17 protein-coding genes and 1 other annotated feature are annotated in these 16,764 nt (G+C 46.4%); of the genes, 4 read left to right on the top strand and 13 right to left on the bottom strand.

What is annotated here, in order from left to right:
* Positions 1–30 precede the first annotated feature (30 nt).
* The 9 genes from V6B33_RS13945 to V6B33_RS13905 all read right to left on the bottom strand — a co-directional run bounded on the left by V6B33_RS13945 (position 31) and on the right by V6B33_RS13905 (position 7,845).
* Positions 31–1,548 carry an aldehyde dehydrogenase family protein gene (locus V6B33_RS13945; protein ID WP_334218361.1) on the bottom strand — a complete coding sequence of 506 codons (1,518 nt, stop codon included), beginning with the start codon at positions 1,546–1,548 and terminating at the stop codon, positions 31–33.
* Positions 1,549–1,569: 21 nt separating this feature from the next.
* Positions 1,570–2,343 (bottom strand): enoyl-CoA hydratase-related protein, encoded by a 774-nt coding sequence (locus V6B33_RS13940; RefSeq protein ID WP_334218360.1) that lies wholly within the window; start codon positions 2,341–2,343, stop codon positions 1,570–1,572.
* A gap of 12 nt (positions 2,344–2,355) precedes the next feature.
* A complete protein-coding gene (locus V6B33_RS13935; RefSeq protein ID WP_334218359.1) occupies positions 2,356–3,132 on the bottom strand; it encodes an enoyl-CoA hydratase/isomerase family protein in 777 nt (258 codons plus the stop codon).
* Positions 3,125–3,433 (bottom strand): EthD family reductase, encoded by a 309-nt coding sequence (locus V6B33_RS13930; protein ID WP_334218358.1) that lies wholly within the window; start codon positions 3,431–3,433, stop codon positions 3,125–3,127. Before V6B33_RS13930 ends, V6B33_RS13935 begins: the two co-directional genes overlap by 8 nt.
* Positions 3,434–3,803: 370 nt before the next feature.
* On the bottom strand, positions 3,804–4,283 hold the full coding sequence (paaD, locus tag V6B33_RS13925; RefSeq protein WP_334218357.1) for a 1,2-phenylacetyl-CoA epoxidase subunit PaaD: 480 nt from the start codon (positions 4,281–4,283) through the stop codon (positions 3,804–3,806).
* A 13-nt stretch (positions 4,284–4,296) separates the two neighbouring features.
* Positions 4,297–5,115, bottom strand: a complete 819-nt coding sequence (gene paaC / locus V6B33_RS13920; protein WP_334218356.1) for a 1,2-phenylacetyl-CoA epoxidase subunit PaaC — start codon at positions 5,113–5,115, stop codon at positions 4,297–4,299.
* The gene (paaB, locus tag V6B33_RS13915) at positions 5,112–5,468 is read right to left on the bottom strand and encodes a 1,2-phenylacetyl-CoA epoxidase subunit PaaB (protein ID WP_334218452.1); all 357 of its coding nucleotides are present in this window, start codon (positions 5,466–5,468) and stop codon (positions 5,112–5,114) included. Before paaB ends, paaC begins: the two co-directional genes overlap by 4 nt.
* A gap of 15 nt (positions 5,469–5,483) precedes the next feature.
* Positions 5,484–6,446, bottom strand: a complete 963-nt coding sequence (gene paaA, locus V6B33_RS13910; RefSeq protein WP_334218355.1) for a 1,2-phenylacetyl-CoA epoxidase subunit PaaA — start codon at positions 6,444–6,446, stop codon at positions 5,484–5,486.
* A 73-nt stretch (positions 6,447–6,519) separates the two neighbouring features.
* Positions 6,520–7,845, bottom strand: a complete 1,326-nt coding sequence (locus tag V6B33_RS13905) for a phenylacetate--CoA ligase family protein (protein WP_334218354.1) — start codon at positions 7,843–7,845, stop codon at positions 6,520–6,522.
* Positions 7,846–8,103: 258 nt separating this feature from the next.
* Here V6B33_RS13905 and V6B33_RS13900 point away from each other — a divergent pair, with 258 nt between their 5' ends.
* Complete coding sequence (locus V6B33_RS13900) at positions 8,104–8,787, top strand: GntR family transcriptional regulator (RefSeq protein WP_334218353.1); 684 nt, start codon at positions 8,104–8,106, stop codon at positions 8,785–8,787.
* A gap of 55 nt (positions 8,788–8,842) precedes the next feature.
* On the opposite strand, the gene V6B33_RS13895 is transcribed toward V6B33_RS13900, so the two are convergent.
* Complete coding sequence (locus V6B33_RS13895; protein WP_334218352.1) at positions 8,843–10,399, bottom strand: ABC-F family ATP-binding cassette domain-containing protein; 1,557 nt, start codon at positions 10,397–10,399, stop codon at positions 8,843–8,845.
* A 123-nt stretch (positions 10,400–10,522) separates the two neighbouring features.
* A complete protein-coding gene (locus V6B33_RS13890) occupies positions 10,523–11,638 on the bottom strand; it encodes an NAD(P)/FAD-dependent oxidoreductase (RefSeq protein WP_334218351.1) in 1,116 nt (371 codons plus the stop codon).
* A gap of 187 nt (positions 11,639–11,825) precedes the next feature.
* Positions 11,826–12,034, top strand: a binding site (T-box leader).
* Positions 12,035–12,104: 70 nt separating this feature from the next.
* On the opposite strand from V6B33_RS13890, the gene V6B33_RS13885 reads away from it, so the two are divergent.
* Positions 12,105–13,448, top strand: a complete 1,344-nt coding sequence (locus V6B33_RS13885) for a sodium-dependent transporter (protein ID WP_334218350.1) — start codon at positions 12,105–12,107, stop codon at positions 13,446–13,448.
* Between the two features lie 226 nt (positions 13,449–13,674).
* Here V6B33_RS13885 and V6B33_RS13880 read toward each other — a convergent pair whose 3' ends face one another.
* Complete coding sequence (locus V6B33_RS13880) at positions 13,675–14,199, bottom strand: superoxide dismutase family protein (protein ID WP_442915529.1); 525 nt, start codon at positions 14,197–14,199, stop codon at positions 13,675–13,677.
* Positions 14,200–14,631: 432 nt separating this feature from the next.
* On the opposite strand from V6B33_RS13880, the gene V6B33_RS13875 reads away from it, so the two are divergent.
* The gene (locus tag V6B33_RS13875; protein ID WP_334218349.1) at positions 14,632–15,594 is read left to right on the top strand and encodes a S8 family peptidase; all 963 of its coding nucleotides are present in this window, start codon (positions 14,632–14,634) and stop codon (positions 15,592–15,594) included.
* A gap of 101 nt (positions 15,595–15,695) precedes the next feature.
* Here V6B33_RS13875 and V6B33_RS13870 read toward each other — a convergent pair whose 3' ends face one another.
* A complete protein-coding gene (locus V6B33_RS13870; RefSeq protein ID WP_334218348.1) occupies positions 15,696–15,941 on the bottom strand; it encodes a YkuS family protein in 246 nt (81 codons plus the stop codon).
* 367 nt (positions 15,942–16,308) lie between these two features.
* Between V6B33_RS13870 and V6B33_RS13865 the strand changes: the two genes are divergently transcribed.
* Positions 16,309–16,743 (top strand): ferritin-like domain-containing protein, encoded by a 435-nt coding sequence (locus tag V6B33_RS13865; RefSeq protein WP_334218347.1) that lies wholly within the window; start codon positions 16,309–16,311, stop codon positions 16,741–16,743.
* Positions 16,744–16,764: the final 21 nt, after the last annotated feature.

Here is a 16,764-nt window from a genome sequence, read left to right as displayed (position 1 = left end):
AAGGACAACCCCTGTATCAAGCTGATATCTTTATAAGCCGAATGGATTCAGCGGGCGTTTTCCGAAGTATGAAATGATACTCTTTGTTTCTGTATATAAATCCAGTGTCTCCACACATAGTTCGCGCCCGAATCCGGACTGCTTGTAGCCTCCGAACGGAGTACCCGGGAATGCCGAGAATGGGCAGTTCACCATGACGATACCTGCCTGAATGGCTTTGGATACCCTAGTCGCACGTCCATGATTTTGTGTCCAAACTGCTGAGCCAAGACCATATTCACTGTCATTGGCCATCTTAATCACTTCTTTTTCATCCTTGAATTTCATCACAACGACGACCGGTCCGAAGATTTCTTCTTTCACAACCTTCATGTCATGATGAACGTCTGTGATGATTGTCGGTTCGTACCAGTACCCTTTTTCAAAGCCTTCGACATTCGCAGATTTTCCGCCTGTCACAATCGTGGCACCATCCTGTCTGGCAGATTCCACGTAGCTGTGGATCGTATCCACCTGTCCCTGGTTGATGATCGCACCGATATGGGTTCCTTTATCGTGAGGATCTCCCAGTGAAAGCTTCTTCGTTTTTTCGACGAATTTTTCCATGAACACTTCGTAAATATCTTCGTGAACATACAATCTGGAGCGAGCTTCACAAGACTGTCCTGTATTATAGAAGATTCCAAATAGAGATCCGTCCACAGCAGCTTCTACGTCTGCATCTTCAAATACGATATTAGGAGATTTCCCGCCCAATTCCAATGTTACTCGTTTCAGTGTTTGTGACGCCTTTTCCATGATGTTTTTACCAATAGGGGTCGAACCTGTGAATGCCACTTTGTCTACTTTTTCATGCTCAACCAGATAGTTTCCTACAGAAGAACCAGCTCCTGGTACGATGTTGACCACACCTTCTGGGACTCCCGCTTCGATACAGATTTCACCCAGCACGATGGCTGTCAGCGGAGTCAGAGTTGCTGGTTTTACAACTACCGAACATCCTGATGCAATCGCAGGTGCAATCTTCCAGGCTGCCATCATCAATGGATAATTCCAGGGGATGATTTGTGCACAGACACCGACAGGCTCTTTTTCTGCTGTATTTGTGAATTGACCAGGAACATTATTTACCGTTCCGCGGTGGCCGACAATTGCGCCGGCATAGAATTCGAAGTCTTCGATTGCCTGCATGACCTGGCCTTGCGCTGCTGATAGAGATTTTCCACTATCCATAATCTCCAGCGAAACCAGTTCGTTAAAGCGGGAGCGCATAATACCTGCAATTTTATTTAACACCCGGGAGCGTTTGTTGATAGGTAACTTTTTCCATTTGCCATGATCAAATGCATTTCTTGCAGCCTCAACGGCTTTTTCAGCGTCTTCCACTGAAGCAAGTGAAACGGTTGCGATCGGTTCACCAGTGGCAGGATTATACGTCGTGAACGTTTCCCCGGCGTCACTTTCCATACGCTGTCCGTTGATCACCAATGAATAATGCTCTCTTTTCATTTCAAGTACTTCAAAGCTTTGTTCTTTTACTGTAGACATAGTTCCATCTCCTTTTTCTTTTTATTTTCCTTGAAAGGCTGGTCTTCTTTTCTCCATAAAAGCGCTGACGCCTTCGCGGTGGTCTTCGGTACGGCCCGCGATCCGCTGAGCGTAAGCTTCTTTTTCCAGGTATTCATCAAAGTTTACGTCATGGCTTCCCTTCAGCAGCCTCTTCATCAGTCCGATGGCTTTAGTCGGCATGGACGCAATCCGTTCAGCAAAGGCGGTTGTTTCTTCCTGCCAGCCTTCAACCGGTATCAGCTTCGTCACCAATCCGAGCCTCTCAGCTTGTTCTGCCTTGATTTTTTCACCAAAAACAGCAAGTTCCAGCGCTTTTGCATAGCCTACCAGATTCGTTAAGTAATAGAGGTTGCCTGAATCAGGAACCAGTCCGACGTGGACGAATGCCTGGACGAAGCTGGCTTTTTCCGACACAAGCCTGAAATCACATGCGAGCGCCAGCGAAAAACCGGCTCCTGCCGCCACCCCGTTCACCGCTGCGATGACAGGCTTCTCACAGCTTTCTATTTCCTTCACCATAGGCCCGTAGTTATTTCGCAGCACTTCACCGTGGTCCATCGATTCGTCCACTTCACTCAAATCCTGACCCGAACAAAAGGCACGGCCAGACCCGGTGATGGCGATGGCCCTTACTTCTTCGTTACGGGAAGATTCTTTAACCGCCTTCGCGACTTCAAGGTTGAGCTGGCGGATGAACGCATTCAATTTATCCGGGCGGTTCAAGGTGATCCAGGCTACATGATTTTTCACTTCGTATTGAATCGTTTCGTACATAATGCGGCCCCCTTACTTTCCTTTGAAATGTGGTTTGCGTTTTTCGACGAACGCTTTCATGCCTTCTTTTTGATCCTCCGAGGCAAAAAGAAGATAGAAATTCTTCCGTTCATACTGCATTCCTTCGTAAAGAGAATAATCAACCGCTTTATGGACGGATTCTTTGATTAGTCTTATGGACAGCGGCGGCTTTGTGGCCAGTTTCTTCGCGAATTTCTCTGTTTCTTCCATTAATAGTTCCGGTGCGATTGTACGGTTTATGATACCCCATTCGAGTGCCTGTGCAGCCGTGAACCGGTCTCCTGACAGAAGCCATTCCATCGCCCTCGATTTTCCGATGAGCTTGGTCAGACGCTGCGTCCCTCCTGCTCCCGGCATGACTCCAAGGTTCACTTCCGGGAAGCCGAAGCTTGCATCTTCTGCCGCAAACAGCATGTCACAGCACAATGCGAGTTCAAATCCGCCGCCGAGAGCGAAGCCCTGGACGGCACCGATGATCGGCTTTTTGATCCATGCGAGACGGTCCCACTCGGTGAACTGATTGAGCAGTTCAAGATCAATCGCCCCGTCTTCAGACATTTCATCAATATCGGCACCTGCGGCGAATGCCCTTCCTTTGCCGGATAAAATAATTATGTTTACATTGTCATTCCGGTCAAGCTCTTCAAACGCTTCAACGATTTCTGAAACCATGGGACGATTGATGGCGTTCAGTACCTTGGGACGGTTCAGCTCGATGAATCCGAGCCCGTTCCTTTCACTGACTGCAATGTATTCGTGCTTACTCATTCACTTCTTCACCGATCATGAGCGTGACCAGTTCAGCAGCGAAGCCCATCAGATCTTTTCCGGAAGCTTTCCCTTCATCGGATTTCAATCCTGCTTTCAGTGCTTCGTGGCTTTCATAATACATTTCACACATTAAGTAGTACTTGACTTCCCCGCCCATGGGTGATCCCGTGATTCTGGTAACCTTCATTTCTTTCAATCCCGGGATTTTTGCTGTGATCGGGGCATGGGTGTTGAAGTAGTGCTCGTCGAATTGTTCCTTGTTTTCAGGATGCTTGTATAATGCGATTAGTTTTACCATTTGGAATCTCTCCTTAAATTTTGTTTTTTCAGTTGGGACTTTCAATACCGCAGTTGATTTCCGTGGAAGACTTCGCTTTCCGCGGGTGACCCGTGATCCTCCTCGGTCGTACCTTCCCTGCGGGCGGAAAAGCTCTGGTGGCTTGCTCAGAGGCGACAAGCATAAGACAGGGCAGCCACAAAGGCGCCTTTTGCCTTTTTGGATGCCTTGACTTATGTCTCGAGCCTCTAGCCGCCAGAGCTGGACAGGTCTCGCATTGGCCACTTCTCCCGCAGGAGTCTTCGTCTTCCACTCCAATCAACAACTGGAACCGGTTAATACTGATTCAAGTCCAATTTATGGACTCAAAGAACCACATCCACTAATCTTGTTACACCATGGTCGAAATGGGCTTCATCGCCTCGAACGGGTTTTTGCATTGCTTGCAGTAGAGAATGCTTCTGCAGGCGGTGGGTCCGAAGAGGTTCTCCATGGATGTGTAGGGAGAGTCACAGTATGGGCAGTGAATCTGCCAGTCTTCTTCTCCCGTGAAGTGCTTCGGGGGAGGTGCGATGCCGAATTCCTTCAAGCTTGCGCGGCCATCCTCTGTCAGTCGGCTGGAGGTCCATGGCGGATCGTAAACGAATGCTACATTTACGTCTTCTATCCCCAACTGCTCTTTGCATGCTTTCAACACATTGGCTTTTATAATGTCCAATGCGGGGCAACCCATGAAGGTGGGGAGCAGCTCGATCGAGATCGTGCCTCCTTCTGTGCTGACCATGTTCACCATGCCCAAATCTACAATACTGATTGAATCAATTTCCGGGTCCTTCACCGTCTGAAGGACATTCCAAATCATTTCCGTCATTTCTGATCATCCTTTACCAGGTTGCTGCAGGATCTGAGTTATACACTTCACTTAATGTAGATAAGGCCCCGTCAAGGTCAGCTGTATGCTTACCATTGCGGCCATCGCCTTTTTTCATGGAGATTTTCGGCGGGAATGCAAGATTCACAGACTGATAGACAGGCTGCAATGCCAGTTCCCATCTCTTGATGAGGTTTTCTTCTCCTTCAATCAGTCCCATCACAGCCATTTCTTTGCCGGATGGCCCGAGTGTCAAAACTCCTTGAAACTCATCCATCACCCGATCCATCGCCTCTCTCATCCGAATCGATGCTTCTCCCCCCGCATTCACCAGCTGCAGGAACCAGGTCTTCCAGTGAAGAAGATGATAGTAAAGTTCCGTATTAATTTTGACAGCGAGCTGCGCCAATGGTTCATAGGATGAAGTCTTCAGCGAGTCTACCCTCACCTTTTTCGCCACACTGTAGAAATAGTGCCTGACCACGGCAAACGCCCAATCATAGCGGGGTTCTGTCAAATAATCGCCCGGTCCGTTCACTTCCTCCAATAGAATCGCATTTCTTCTTTCATTTGAAGGACGGGCATGAGCCAGTGAGTCCTGGTTTCCTTCACCGAGGTCCTCCAGCAGTTGATAATACATGGCTGCGTGTCCCATCGTATCCTGGTTGATTGAAGAAAACGCGACATCCTCTTCAATATGAGGAGCAAGCCCCAGCCATTCAGATCCGCGGTATGCGAGGATGAAGTCATCATCCGCCAGCTGATAGAGCAGGTTCAACAACGCTTCTTTATATTCGTTATTTGGGATATCATCAGGACGTTTTACGCTCATTTCTTCTTCACCATCTCTCCCCAGGACATGATTTCGTTCTCATCAAGCATTTCCTGTTCATATTGACGCCATTTCTTCTTTAAATAGCCATATCCTTTTGCATTCCTGTAATCCTTATTATCCAGACGTTTCACGCTCTCTCTTTCTTCAGGTGTCATCACTCTGAGGTCCGAACGTTTGACGACCCAAATGTCCGCTACCGGTTCCCTTCTCATGAAATTCTCCTGTGCCATCACCATCGCCAGTTCATGATTGGGGGCAAGCAGGCTGAATTGATGCTGCATCGGTGCCCCGTCTGAACGTTTACTGAATACTTCAAACTCCTGATAAAAATTCTGCCCCTTGTCCGACATCTCCCTCATTCCCTTCTAACTGACTCTGCCGCTCGGACTCAATGCTTCGCGTACCCAGGCATTGTTGTCATAGGATAACTCCCGGAGACGAAGACGCTCCTTCGATTTCGGTCCATTATTGCGGATGATTTCTTTAAATCGGTTCCAGTCAGGCTGTTTATAGATCCACAGTTCCCGTTCTTCGTCGTAGTACATCGTTTCGTCTGGAAGTGTCAGCCCTAAAGACAGAATCCTTGGCACATACTTTGTAAAGAAATCCTGACGCAGCTGTTCGTTTGTTTTTGTTCTGATTTTATATTTAATGGTGATATCCTGTTTCGAAGTACCTGTCGTCTTTGCATCGGCAGGACCGAAAAACATAAGAAGCGCTTCCCACCAGCGGTCGACTGCATCCTGTACGAGTGCCTTTTGTTCATCCGTCCCTTCCGCAAGTGCCATGATGATCGCTTCACCATGCTGGGCGTGGAAGACTTCTTCCGCACAAATCCGCTTCAGCGCACGTGCATATGGGCCATAAGAGGCCTTAAGCATGTTGGTCTGCGAAATGATGGCCGCACCATCGACGAGCCATCCGATCAATCCTGCATCCCCCCAAGTCGGGGCTTCCATATGAAAGACATTATGAAACTTCAAATCTCCTGAGAATAAATCCCGCATGATATGCTCGCGTGTTTTACCATAAGGTTTCATTAAATCTTCAGCCACCCGCAGGAGGAGCTGTCCATGCCCCATCTCATCCTGGACTTTTGCCATGATTCCCAGCTTCCGTCTCAGTGATGGCGCTTTCGGCACCCATTCCTTTTCCGGAAGGGCACCCATGATTTCACTGATTCCATGCATGGAAATCAATTTAATCAATGCATTCCTATATTCATCGGGCATCCAGTCATCTGCCTCGATTTTTTCGTCATCTTCAATCTTCTTCATAAAATGTGCCATGCGCTCTTCTTCGGTCATCTGTCCCGACAGGTTATTCATTGCACTGCCTCCTTTATCACACTGTTTTCACGAATCTCTTTTCAAATGGAATAGATGTTGGGACCAAATTTTTTCATGGAAGCACTGCTTCTTCGCGCAAATCCACAATCCTGATCGCTTTACCTTCTGACCGCGGGATTTCTTTCGGTTCCCTCACGCTGACGTCCATTGAAACGAGGCATCGGTTCTTCATTACTCTTTTTACTTTTGAAGTCAATTCAAGAATGTAGTCGTGCCCGATATCCCCGGATGCACGTTCAAAGAATTTCTGACTGACTTCAACGTGGAGCTCAACTGTATCCAGCGGACCCTTTTTCTTTAAATGGAGCTGATAATGCGGGGCAAGTTCCTCTAATTCAAGAAGATAATGCTCCATTTCTGAAGGGAACACATTCACTCCCCTGATGATCAACATGTCATCGACCCTTCCTTTCACCCTGGACATCTTGACGGTCGTTCTCCCGCAGGAACATTTTCCGTGACGGATCGAAGCAATGTCACCCGTCCGGTACCGGATGATCGGGAATGCTTCCTTCGTCAAACTCGTAAACACAAGCTCCCCCGCTTCTCCTTCAGGCATCGGCTCCAATGTATCCGGGTTAATGACTTCGATCAGGAAATGATCTTCCGCCACATGAAGTCCGTCCTGGGATTCCGGACACTCCATGGCGACTCCAGGTCCGATCACTTCACTTAACCCGTAGATATCACAAGCTTTGATCCCAAGTTTATTCTCAAGTGTGTCCCTCATTTTATCCGACCAAGGTTCCGCCCCGAAAATCCCGTATTCCAATGATAATGCGGCAGGATCTTTTCCCTGGGACTCTATAGTCTCTGCAAGGTTCAGGACGTAAGAAGGCGTCCCGCATATGACAGAAGGCTTGAAATCTTCTATCAATGTGATTTGTCTGTCCATATTGCCGCCGGATACAGGGACGGTGATCATCCCGAGCTTTTCACTTCCATAGTGAAGGCCGAGTCCGCCTGTAAACAAGCCGTATCCGTATGCATTATGAAGCACACTCCCAGGCATGCCTCCAGCCATCGCAATGGCACGGGCAACGATGCTTCCCCACATGTCAATATCATTCCGGGTATAGCCGACCACTGTCGGCTTACCGCTCGTTCCTGAAGATGCGTGGATCCTGACCATCTCTTCCTGTTTGACGGCAAACAGTCCGAACGGATAATGATCACGCAAATCTCTCTTTGTTGTAAGCGGTAACATTTTTAAGTCTGCCAAAGAGCGGATATCGTCTGGGTGCAAGTCTCTCTGTTCGAAGTGATTCCGGTAAAAAGGGACCGAGCGGTAAACCAGGCTGGCTGTTTGTTGAAGTCTCTCCAGTTGAAGGCTTTCTATTTGATCTCGAGCGGCTGTTTCAATCTCATGCAAAATCAAGTTCCATGCCTCCCTTGATTATAATTTTTATATAAATCTATATTTGTATAACGTTATTTATTCGTTTGTTATAATTTGTGTTATATTCAGCTACTCAAAAGATAACGTCTTTACTGGAAATTGTCAATATATTTTCAGAAAATTTAATCAACAATATATAAGTCTTGAGAGCCATTGACGAAATTAAAAGAAATTTTGGATGTCCGGGCTTTTAGGCTATCATAAAAGGTATGAAATCAGAGTGAATGGATGATGAACGTGAAGAAGAAAGATACCGCGGAATACAAGGTGTACCGCCAATTGAAAGATGCTTTGCTCGCCCGTAAAATCGCTCCGGGGACGCAGCTTGTCGAGAAGACGATTACAGAATCTATGTACGTGAGCAGAACACCGATCAGGCAGGCACTGAAACGGCTTGAGCAGGAAGGACTCGTCCAGAACATACCGAATCGGGGAGCATTTGTCGTTCACCCGACAAGGGAAGAAATCATTTCATTTTTCGAAATGAGAAAAGAGCTTGAATTTCTTACTGTGAAATACGGCCTTCCCAACGTGCGGAAATCCGATATTGCGAGGCTGCATTCGTTCCTGGAGCTTGAACAAGAAACGTATAGACAAAAAGACTTGTCAACATATGTTGACTTGAATAAACAATTTCATTTGTTTTTGGCGGAAGTCAGCGGAAACAAATTTCTGATCCGCTATATGGATGAGATGCTCACGCAGTCAAATGTTTATCTATTTCTATTTGACGTGTTCTACCACGTGGAACCTGGTGAAAACGTGCGGTTCCGGGAACATGGGGAAATGGTCAAAGCAATCGAAAAGAGGGATTCAAACACGCTGCTTGAACTGATTGACATCCACATGAAACACAGCTTTGACGATCTGAGGTTAGAGGATTATGGGTATTCTTCATTGGAAGAGGTTTTGGCGGATTGAGGATTGTTCAAAAAAGAGGCTGGGACACATGTGTCCCAGCCTCTTTCCATTTTGATTAAAACAATTTCGTCGTCCAGGACTCACAGTTCCAGACTTCTGTCGCGACATCATTATAAAATTCAGGTTCGTGACTGATCAGGAGGACGCTGCCTTTGTATTCTCTCAAGGCGCGTTTCAGTTCTTCTTTCGCCTCAACGTCCAAGTGGTTGGTCGGTTCGTCAAAGACGAGTACGTTGCTTTCCCTGTTCATCAGCTTACAAAGTCTCACCTTGGCCTTTTCCCCTCCGCTCAGCACTTCCACCTTGCTTTCGATATGCTTCGTCGTCAGTCCGCATTTCGCAAGTGCCGCACGCACTTCAGCCTGATTGAAAGACGGGAATTCATTCCATACTTCTTCAATACACGTATTGTAGTTTTGTGTTTTGATTTCCTGTTCGAAGTAACCGATGTGAAGGTAGTCACCCAGTTCAACGGAACCTGAGATCGGACGGATTTCTCCCAATATGCTTCTCAGTAAAGTTGTCTTTCCGATTCCGTTCGCACCGGACAGGGCAATCTTCTGGCCGCGCTCCATTTTTAAATGGAGGGGTTTTGACAACGGAGTATCGTATCCGATGACAAGATCCTTCGTTTCAAAAATGACGCGGCCTGCCGTTCTTGCCAGCTTGAAGTTAAATTCAGGCTTAGGCTTTTCAGAAGCCAATTCAATGACGTCCATTTTATCAAGCTTTTTCTGACGTGACATTGCCATGTTACGCGTTGATACACGGGCTTTGTTACGTGCAACGAAATCCTTCAGCTGGGAGATTTCCTGCTGCTGCTTTTTGAAAGCCGACTCCAGCTGCTGCTTCTTCATTTCATGAACTTTTTTGAATTCGTGGTAATCCCCGGCGTAGCGGTTCAATTCTTGATTTTCCATGTGATAGATCAAGTTGATGACGCTGTTCAGGAATGGGATGTCATGTGAAATCAGGATAAACGCATTCTCATATTCCTGGAGATATCTCTTCAGCCATTCGATATGCTGTTCATCCAGATAGTTGGTCGGTTCGTCCAGCAATAGTATGTCAGGCTTCTCGAGTAAAAGCTTGGCCAGCAGGACCTTGGTTCTCTGCCCGCCGCTCAAGTCATGGACATCTTTATCCAATCCGATATCATCAAGCCCAAGGCCGCGGCCGATTTCTTCTACCTTTGCATCGATGATATAGAAGTCATTATTCGTCAGCGCGTCTTGAAGGGTGCCCGTTTCCTCCAGCAGCTCTTCAAGTTCTTCAGGGGAGGCGTCACCCATTTTGGCAAACAGCTCGTTCATTTCCGTTTCCATATCAAAAAGATACTGAAATGCCGTCTTCAATACGTCTCGGATCGACATACCCTGCTTCAGCTGCGCATGTTGATCGAGGTAGCCGATACGGATGCGCTTTGCCCATTCCACTTTTCCTTCGTCGGGCTCAAGCTTTCCGGTGATGATATTCATGAAGGTCGATTTCCCTTCTCCATTTGCCCCGATCAACCCGATGTGCTCCCCTTTTAACAACCGGAAAGATACATCATTGAAAATCGCACGGTCACCGAAACCGTGGGTTAAATTCTTAACAGATAATAAACTCATTTATGATTACACCTTTTCTATATAAACTAATGTTTTTGATCAATACACACTCACTCTATTATAATGGTCCTTGCCTTTAGAAGATAGAGGAAAATCGTGTCTCGGAAACATAACCGTTCCAGATCAACCGATAGCATCTGCGACACTGTAATCTGAAGGGTCGAGTTCCGTTTCCTCCCCCATCACCAGCTTGGCCAGCTCCGAGCCAAAATACGGACCGACAGTCAATCCGGAAGCGCCAAGCCCATTGGCTGTAAATACACCTTCCAATCCAGGGACAGCGCCGAATACCGGCAGGAACCCCGGGGTGAAGGGACGGAAGCCCACTCTCGTTTCCATGACCTCGCCGTTTCGGAGACCCGGAGCAACCTCGATTGCTTTGTCCAGGACGTCAAGCATCCCTCCTGCTGTCACCCTGATGTCTAAACCGGCTTCATCTTCATGGGTGGCTCCCGCAACCACCCTGCCTCCCGGAAAACCAAGGAGATATTGGCTTCCAGGCGGCATGACAACCGGCCAATGACTCGTGTCCTCCTGCTGTACTGCAAAGTGAAGGATCTGTGCTTTCTGGGGAGACACCAGGAATTCTATGCCTGCTTCAGCAAACAACTCCTTCGCCCACACACCAGCCGCTGCGATGACAGAATCGGCTTGAATCGTTTCCTGATCCAGTTTCACACCCGTTATACGACCGTCTTCCTCCAGAAGTCTGGCATCTCCGTACCGTAATTCCACACCTTTTTTCTCACCGGCATGTATCAACGCCAGACGGAGCGACCTCCCGTCCACTCTTGCCGCCCCGCTGACATAGACGGAAGCAAAGTCTTCTGACAGCAAAGGGAATCTTTCACTCGTTTCCCCGGCAGTCAACTTTGTGATGTCTCCGATTTCAGGTGCATCTTCCCGTCTCTTCTCCGCCCGCTCAATCATCTTGTCGAGCTTTTTTTCTTCGGCATGGAGGCACATCGCTCCTACCCGCCGGTAACCTGTTTCTGTCTCGCCGAGTGCTTCAAGTTCCTTAATCAATTGAGGATAATATTTCGCTCCCCCCTTGGCTAGCCGGTACCATACTTTATTGCGCCTTTGTGAGAGCCATGGACAGACAATGCCCGCTGCCGCGTCTGTCGCCTGTCCCCGGTCATTTCTGTCTATGAGCGTAACCTGTGCACCTTTACTGCTGAGATGATAAGCTGTGGATGCGCCGAGGATGCCGGCTCCGATGACAATGATTTTTTTCATACCAAACACCTTTTCCGTTCATATTTTCGTATCGATTCTGATAGTTATTTTACAAGAGAAAGCAGCCGGAAACAATGGAAGTGGTAAATGATTATGCAGCCGATTCATCGGGGATTCAATGGTTGTATTTTCGAAATTTATTGACAAGTCCTTTAGATTCATGATAAAACTTGAATAACCTTATATTGAACAAGCTTAGAAGGAAACCAGTAGCGAACATTTCCCTGTTAAAGAGAGCCGGTGGTTGGTGAAAACCGGTACAAAGATGATGAGCGAATTTCGATTCCGGAGCTTCTTTTGACGTGATCAAAGGACGGCACAGCCGTTATTTTATTCGAGTGATGAGAACATTTTCTCATAACTAGGGTGGTACCGCGATATTCAATCGTCCCTACTATTTGTAGGGGCGATTTTTTGTTTTTAAAGCGGAAAACTATAAAAATGCATAACAGAAAGGAGATTGAACATGAGTCAACGCGAACAATGGTCATCAAAACTTGGCTTCATCCTGGCTGCAGCGGGGTCCGCAATCGGACTTGGGGCCATATGGAAATTCCCTTATACAGCAGGGCAAAACGGAGGCGGAGCCTTTTTCCTGATCTTCATCTTATTTACTTTACTACTTGGACTTCCGTTACTGCTGGCAGAGTTTTCAATCGGGCGAACAGCTCAGAGCAATGCCGTAGATTCGTATAAAAAGATTGCCCCCGGTACGAAATGGCACTGGGTAGGTATTCTGGGAATGGTTACATCTTTCATCCTTCTATCCTTCTATAGTGTCGTCGGAGGGTGGATTGTCGTTTATTTATACAAAGCGATAACAGGCGAGATGAACGGACTCACCTCTGATCAATATGGCGAACTGTTCGGAGCCACGATCTCAAATCCCGGGTTGAGTGTATTCGTTCAATTCATCTTCATCCTCATGACGATCTTCGTCGTTGCCAAAGGGGTACAGAACGGAATTGAACGTGCAAGCAAGATCATGATGCCTGCACTTTTTATCTTATTCATCATCCTGGTAATCCGGGCAGTCACACTTGATGGCGCGATGGAAGGCATTACGTTCCTTCTTCAGCCCGACTTTTCGAAAGTGACCTCCCAAACGATATTGGAAGCAATGGGACAATCCTTCTTTACACTCAGCGTCGGGGTTTCGGTGATGGTGACGTACAGCTCCTACTTACCGAAGGATCAAAGCCTACCGCGTTCGGCAGCTTCCATTGTAGCGATGAACATCTTTATCGTACTTCTGGCCGGTTTGGCCGTTTTCCCGGCCGTGTTCTCATTCGGGCTGGAGCCTGGAGCCGGACCCGTGCTGTTATTCAATGTTCTGCCGACCATCTTTAACCAGCTGCCATTCGGGATGCTGTTTTTTATCGCTTTTCTTGTGTTGTTCCTGTTTGCGGCACTGACATCAGCCTTTTCCATGCTCGAAATCATTGTTTCGGTCATTTCCAAGGGCGAACCTGCACTGCGGAAGAAATGGTCGTGGATCATCGGGCTGGCAATTTTCGCATTCGGCGTTCCGTCTGCGTTATCCTATGGCGTACTGAGCGATGTCATTATTTTCGGTAAAACGATTTTCGATTTGGCAGACTTTACAGTAAGTAATGTTCTGCTGCCGATCGGTTCTCTGCTTATCGCGTTGTTCATTCCGGTCAAGATGAAAAAGACTGCCCTTTATGAAGAGTTGAAGCGTGGAAGCGGATTGAAGAGGGGATTATTTGAAACATGGTATTTCCTAATCCGTTTTATTGCTCCGATTCTGATTATCGCTGTCATGCTTGACGTGATGGGAATTTTATAGAAAGCATTTTTTTAAAAGATTGTTGCTTTCCGTACATCATATAGAATTCTAAAGAAGTGAGTTCACGTGCTCTTTTCGAACTCTAATTTAAATAAAGTTTGGTTTAAACCGCCGAAAATACCAAGTTCCGTTATTTTCTAGTGTGTAAAGCAACAAAGTATGCGAAAAGAGCCTTATAGAAAGAAAACGCGGACCCCCAGCTGGCGGTCCGCGTTTTAGTATTTTGTCACACCCCATACTTCATGATAACTCCGCAGGCCAGCCTCTTTCCTGCATCACCAGACGGCTGTGATTGATAATCGTCCGAATGCTGGTGGATGATGACACCCTTTCCGATGACATCGTCCACTTTGAACTTATTTGTAAAGAAGGTCATTTTGCCGTAGCCGTCATTGGAGAACAGCACCGGAAAATCCCCTGCATGATTACCATGGGGCTGATTGGTCGGGTTCCAATGTCCCCCTGCTGATTGAAATGGATCTGCTTTGTCCCCTATTTCACAAACTCCTTTTTCATGGAGATGGAACCCGTGCGGTCCGATTGGTTTTTTATTCGCTGTTCCTTTTTGATACTGCGGGAGTCCATGGACTTCAATGAACACTTCTACTCCGTTCGGAACTTCACGAAAGAAAACATATCCGTTTATTTTTGGAGCCAGAGGTCCTCCCTGAATCATGGCATAAGCCATCGCCGGTACATTTCGATAAGGATAATAAGAATACGCAGGATAGCCGTATTGATAATTATTCATCGATGCCTCCTCCTTCCCTATATGCTTCATAACCACTTTATGAAGGGATGGAGACGTTCATTCCAATTTTAATCAAACGTTTGTTTAAATCCGCAGACCCCTTTAATATCAATCATTTTTGAGTTAACCAAACGTTTGTTTAAAATTTCGGTAGATGATTTGCTCTCTTGAGTACACATGGTATATTTCCCCTGTTACTGTATGTCAATTTCAATTAAACGTTTGTTTAAATCCACAGACCCCTTTAATATCAACCTTATTTGAGTTAATCAAACGTTTGTTTAAATTCAAGAGCATGCTATCTGCCTGCTATAATATGGTTTATTTTTCCTATTACAAAATACACTGGCATTCTTGTCCGAAAAATGATATATTTTCTGAAACTTCAGATTTTTTCCTCAATGTTGAATACCATTTTCAGGAGGGATTGATATGCAAGGTGAAATCAGGTTAATTCCATATTTTATGGATGAAATGGTGGCTGATGCGAACGAAATTCCTAAAGGCATTGATTTAATACAAGCTCCCAGTCTATGGAAAAATGGTTATAAAGGAACCGGAATCACGGTTGCGGTTCTGGATACCGGTTGTGATGTAAACCATCCGGACTTGAAAGGAAAAGTAAAAGGAACTCGAAATTTCACGGATGATGATGATGGTGCTGAAGATAATGTGACAGATTACAGCGGCCATGGTACGCATGTCTCCGGAACGATTGCTGCAAGTGAGAATGGAAATGGTGTGATCGGTGTCGCCCCTCTCGCTGAATTGCTGATTGTAAAAGTACTCGCAGGCAGCCGGGGCAGCGGTGAATACGACTGGATCGTCAACGGCATCCAATATGCGATCGGCCAAGGAGTAGATGTCATCTCCATGTCCCTTGGCGGACCGACTGATTACGAGCCCCTGCACGAAGTGATCCAAAGAGCAGTCGCAGCCAATATCCTTGTCGTATGCGCCGCGGGGAATGAGGGTGATTCGAACAGCTCGACAGACGAGTTCTCTTATCCAGCATCTTACAACGAAGTCATTTCGGTCGGTTCCATCGACCTTCAAAGAAATTCATCATATTTCACAAATTCAAATAATGAAGTGGACCTGGTTGCCCCTGGTGAAAAGATTTTATCCACCATCCCGGGCGATAAATTCGCCAGACTAAGCGGAACGTCCATGGCCGCTCCACATGTTTCGGGTGCCCTGGCTCTGTTAAAACAGTACGAACAGGCAGCCTTTGAAAGGACATTATCCGAATCTGAACTATTTGCACAGCTCATAAAACGGACAGTTCCCCTGAACTTCCCGAAAACACTCGAAGGAAATGGCCTGCTGTACTTAACAGCACCAGACCTCCTGAAAGAACATTTACGGAATCAACCATTGGCCCACATAGGATAAACTGCCACAGAGTTAATCGGGATTCCATTCAGAAATATATACAAAGAAAGGACCGCCACGGAGCGGTCCTTTCTTTGTGAGAGTAAGTATAATTCGATGAATTATTGTAGTCTGCTCTCGACTTGCTGGCATATTTCATCAGCGCTCAGCCCGCTTGCTTCTATCACTGATCCTTGTGTAACCGCGTTCTGAATCCCCATCACGTTAGAGTCGATCCCTGTCACAACGCAGCAGTCGCAGCCTTGTGAATCTGATTCCTGTTTAAGTTCTACAACATCATGTCCTTTTTCACGCAAAGCCTGCACAACATTTTGCAAAGATTCCTCAACACCAATTCTTCTTGCCATAGCTGTCTACCTCCAATTTTTATCAAGCAGAGGCATCTACCCGCCACTACTTTTCATATTTCTAACATTAGGATTTTCCTTCCGCGAAAAAGATATTCATCAAACTTCTGAAGTTTTTTGCACAGTTATTATCACTGTTGAATTCCGTACAAGACTTCGCTTTCCGCGGGTAGCCCGTGAGCCTCCCCGCAGAAAGCAAATGCCTGCAGTGCAAAGGAACGGTCTAAGATATTTCACCAAACATGTTTAGAAACGCTCATTCGAGACAAAATAACGAAGAGTGATTCAAATCCAATTGGATATGTTTACTTGCTGACTTACACGGGTAAATAGTCTATATAAACAATAAACAAAAGGGTGGTAACATATGGATGCAAAGAAAAAAGAATTGATCGATGGTTTAAATGAAGATTTAGCAAACGAATATGCAGCTGTCATTCTTTACACAAACTACGCTGCGGTAGTCAGCGGTTTATATCGTCAGGTATTAAAGCCTTTCTTCGAAGATGAAATTCCTGATGAGCAGGGACACGCATTATACTTAGCAGAAAAGATCAAGACACTTGGCGGAGATCCAACTACGACTCCTGCCCCTGTTAAACAGACAGATGATGTGAAGGAAATGCTTGTAGAAGGCCGCAGAGCGGAAGCTGATACAATCGAACGCTACAAAATACGCAAGGAACAGGCTGAAGAATTAGGATTGACTGAACTTGTCATCAAACTCGAGGATATGATCGCGGATGAAACGCATCACCTTGAAGAATTCGACAGACTGTTAAAAGATCCGTCATTCAACTGATAGCATTAAGTAAAGACCGCC

The organism is Mangrovibacillus sp. Mu-81, assembly GCF_036867415.1.
Taxonomy (GTDB): Bacteria; Bacillota; Bacilli; order Bacillales; family Bacillaceae_B; genus Rossellomorea.
Note: the sequence above shows the minus strand (reverse complement) of the source record. Positions and strands in the feature narration are given on the sequence as shown.

Excerpts from the sequence above, each read along its gene's own strand:
- V6B33_RS13945 (WP_334218361.1), bottom strand. The coding sequence starts at position 1,548 with ATGTCTACAGTAAAAGAACAAAGCTTTGAAGTACTTGAAATGAAAAGA.
- V6B33_RS13940 (WP_334218360.1), bottom strand. The coding sequence starts at position 2,343 with ATGTACGAAACGATTCAATACGAAGTGAAAAATCATGTAGCCTGGATC.
- V6B33_RS13935 (WP_334218359.1), bottom strand. The coding sequence starts at position 3,132 with ATGAGTAAGCACGAATACATTGCAGTCAGTGAAAGGAACGGGCTCGGA.
- V6B33_RS13930 (WP_334218358.1), bottom strand. The coding sequence starts at position 3,433 with ATGGTAAAACTAATCGCATTATACAAGCATCCTGAAAACAAGGAACAA.
- paaD (WP_334218357.1), bottom strand. The coding sequence starts at position 4,283 with ATGACGGAAATGATTTGGAATGTCCTTCAGACGGTGAAGGACCCGGAA.
- paaC (WP_334218356.1), bottom strand. The coding sequence starts at position 5,115 with ATGAGCGTAAAACGTCCTGATGATATCCCAAATAACGAATATAAAGAA.
- paaB (WP_334218452.1), bottom strand. The coding sequence starts at position 5,468 with ATGTCGGACAAGGGGCAGAATTTTTATCAGGAGTTTGAAGTATTCAGT.
- paaA (WP_334218355.1), bottom strand. The coding sequence starts at position 6,446 with ATGAATAACCTGTCGGGACAGATGACCGAAGAAGAGCGCATGGCACAT.
- V6B33_RS13895 (WP_334218352.1), bottom strand. The coding sequence starts at position 10,399 with ATGAGTTTATTATCTGTTAAGAATTTAACCCACGGTTTCGGTGACCGT.
- V6B33_RS13890 (WP_334218351.1), bottom strand. The coding sequence starts at position 11,638 with ATGAAAAAAATCATTGTCATCGGAGCCGGCATCCTCGGCGCATCCACA.
- V6B33_RS13885 (WP_334218350.1), top strand. The coding sequence starts at position 12,105 with ATGAGTCAACGCGAACAATGGTCATCAAAACTTGGCTTCATCCTGGCT.
- V6B33_RS13880 (WP_442915529.1), bottom strand. The coding sequence starts at position 14,199 with ATGAATAATTATCAATACGGCTATCCTGCGTATTCTTATTATCCTTAT.
- V6B33_RS13875 (WP_334218349.1), top strand. The coding sequence starts at position 14,632 with ATGCAAGGTGAAATCAGGTTAATTCCATATTTTATGGATGAAATGGTG.
- V6B33_RS13870 (WP_334218348.1), bottom strand. The coding sequence starts at position 15,941 with ATGGCAAGAAGAATTGGTGTTGAGGAATCTTTGCAAAATGTTGTGCAG.
- V6B33_RS13865 (WP_334218347.1), top strand. The coding sequence starts at position 16,309 with ATGGATGCAAAGAAAAAAGAATTGATCGATGGTTTAAATGAAGATTTA.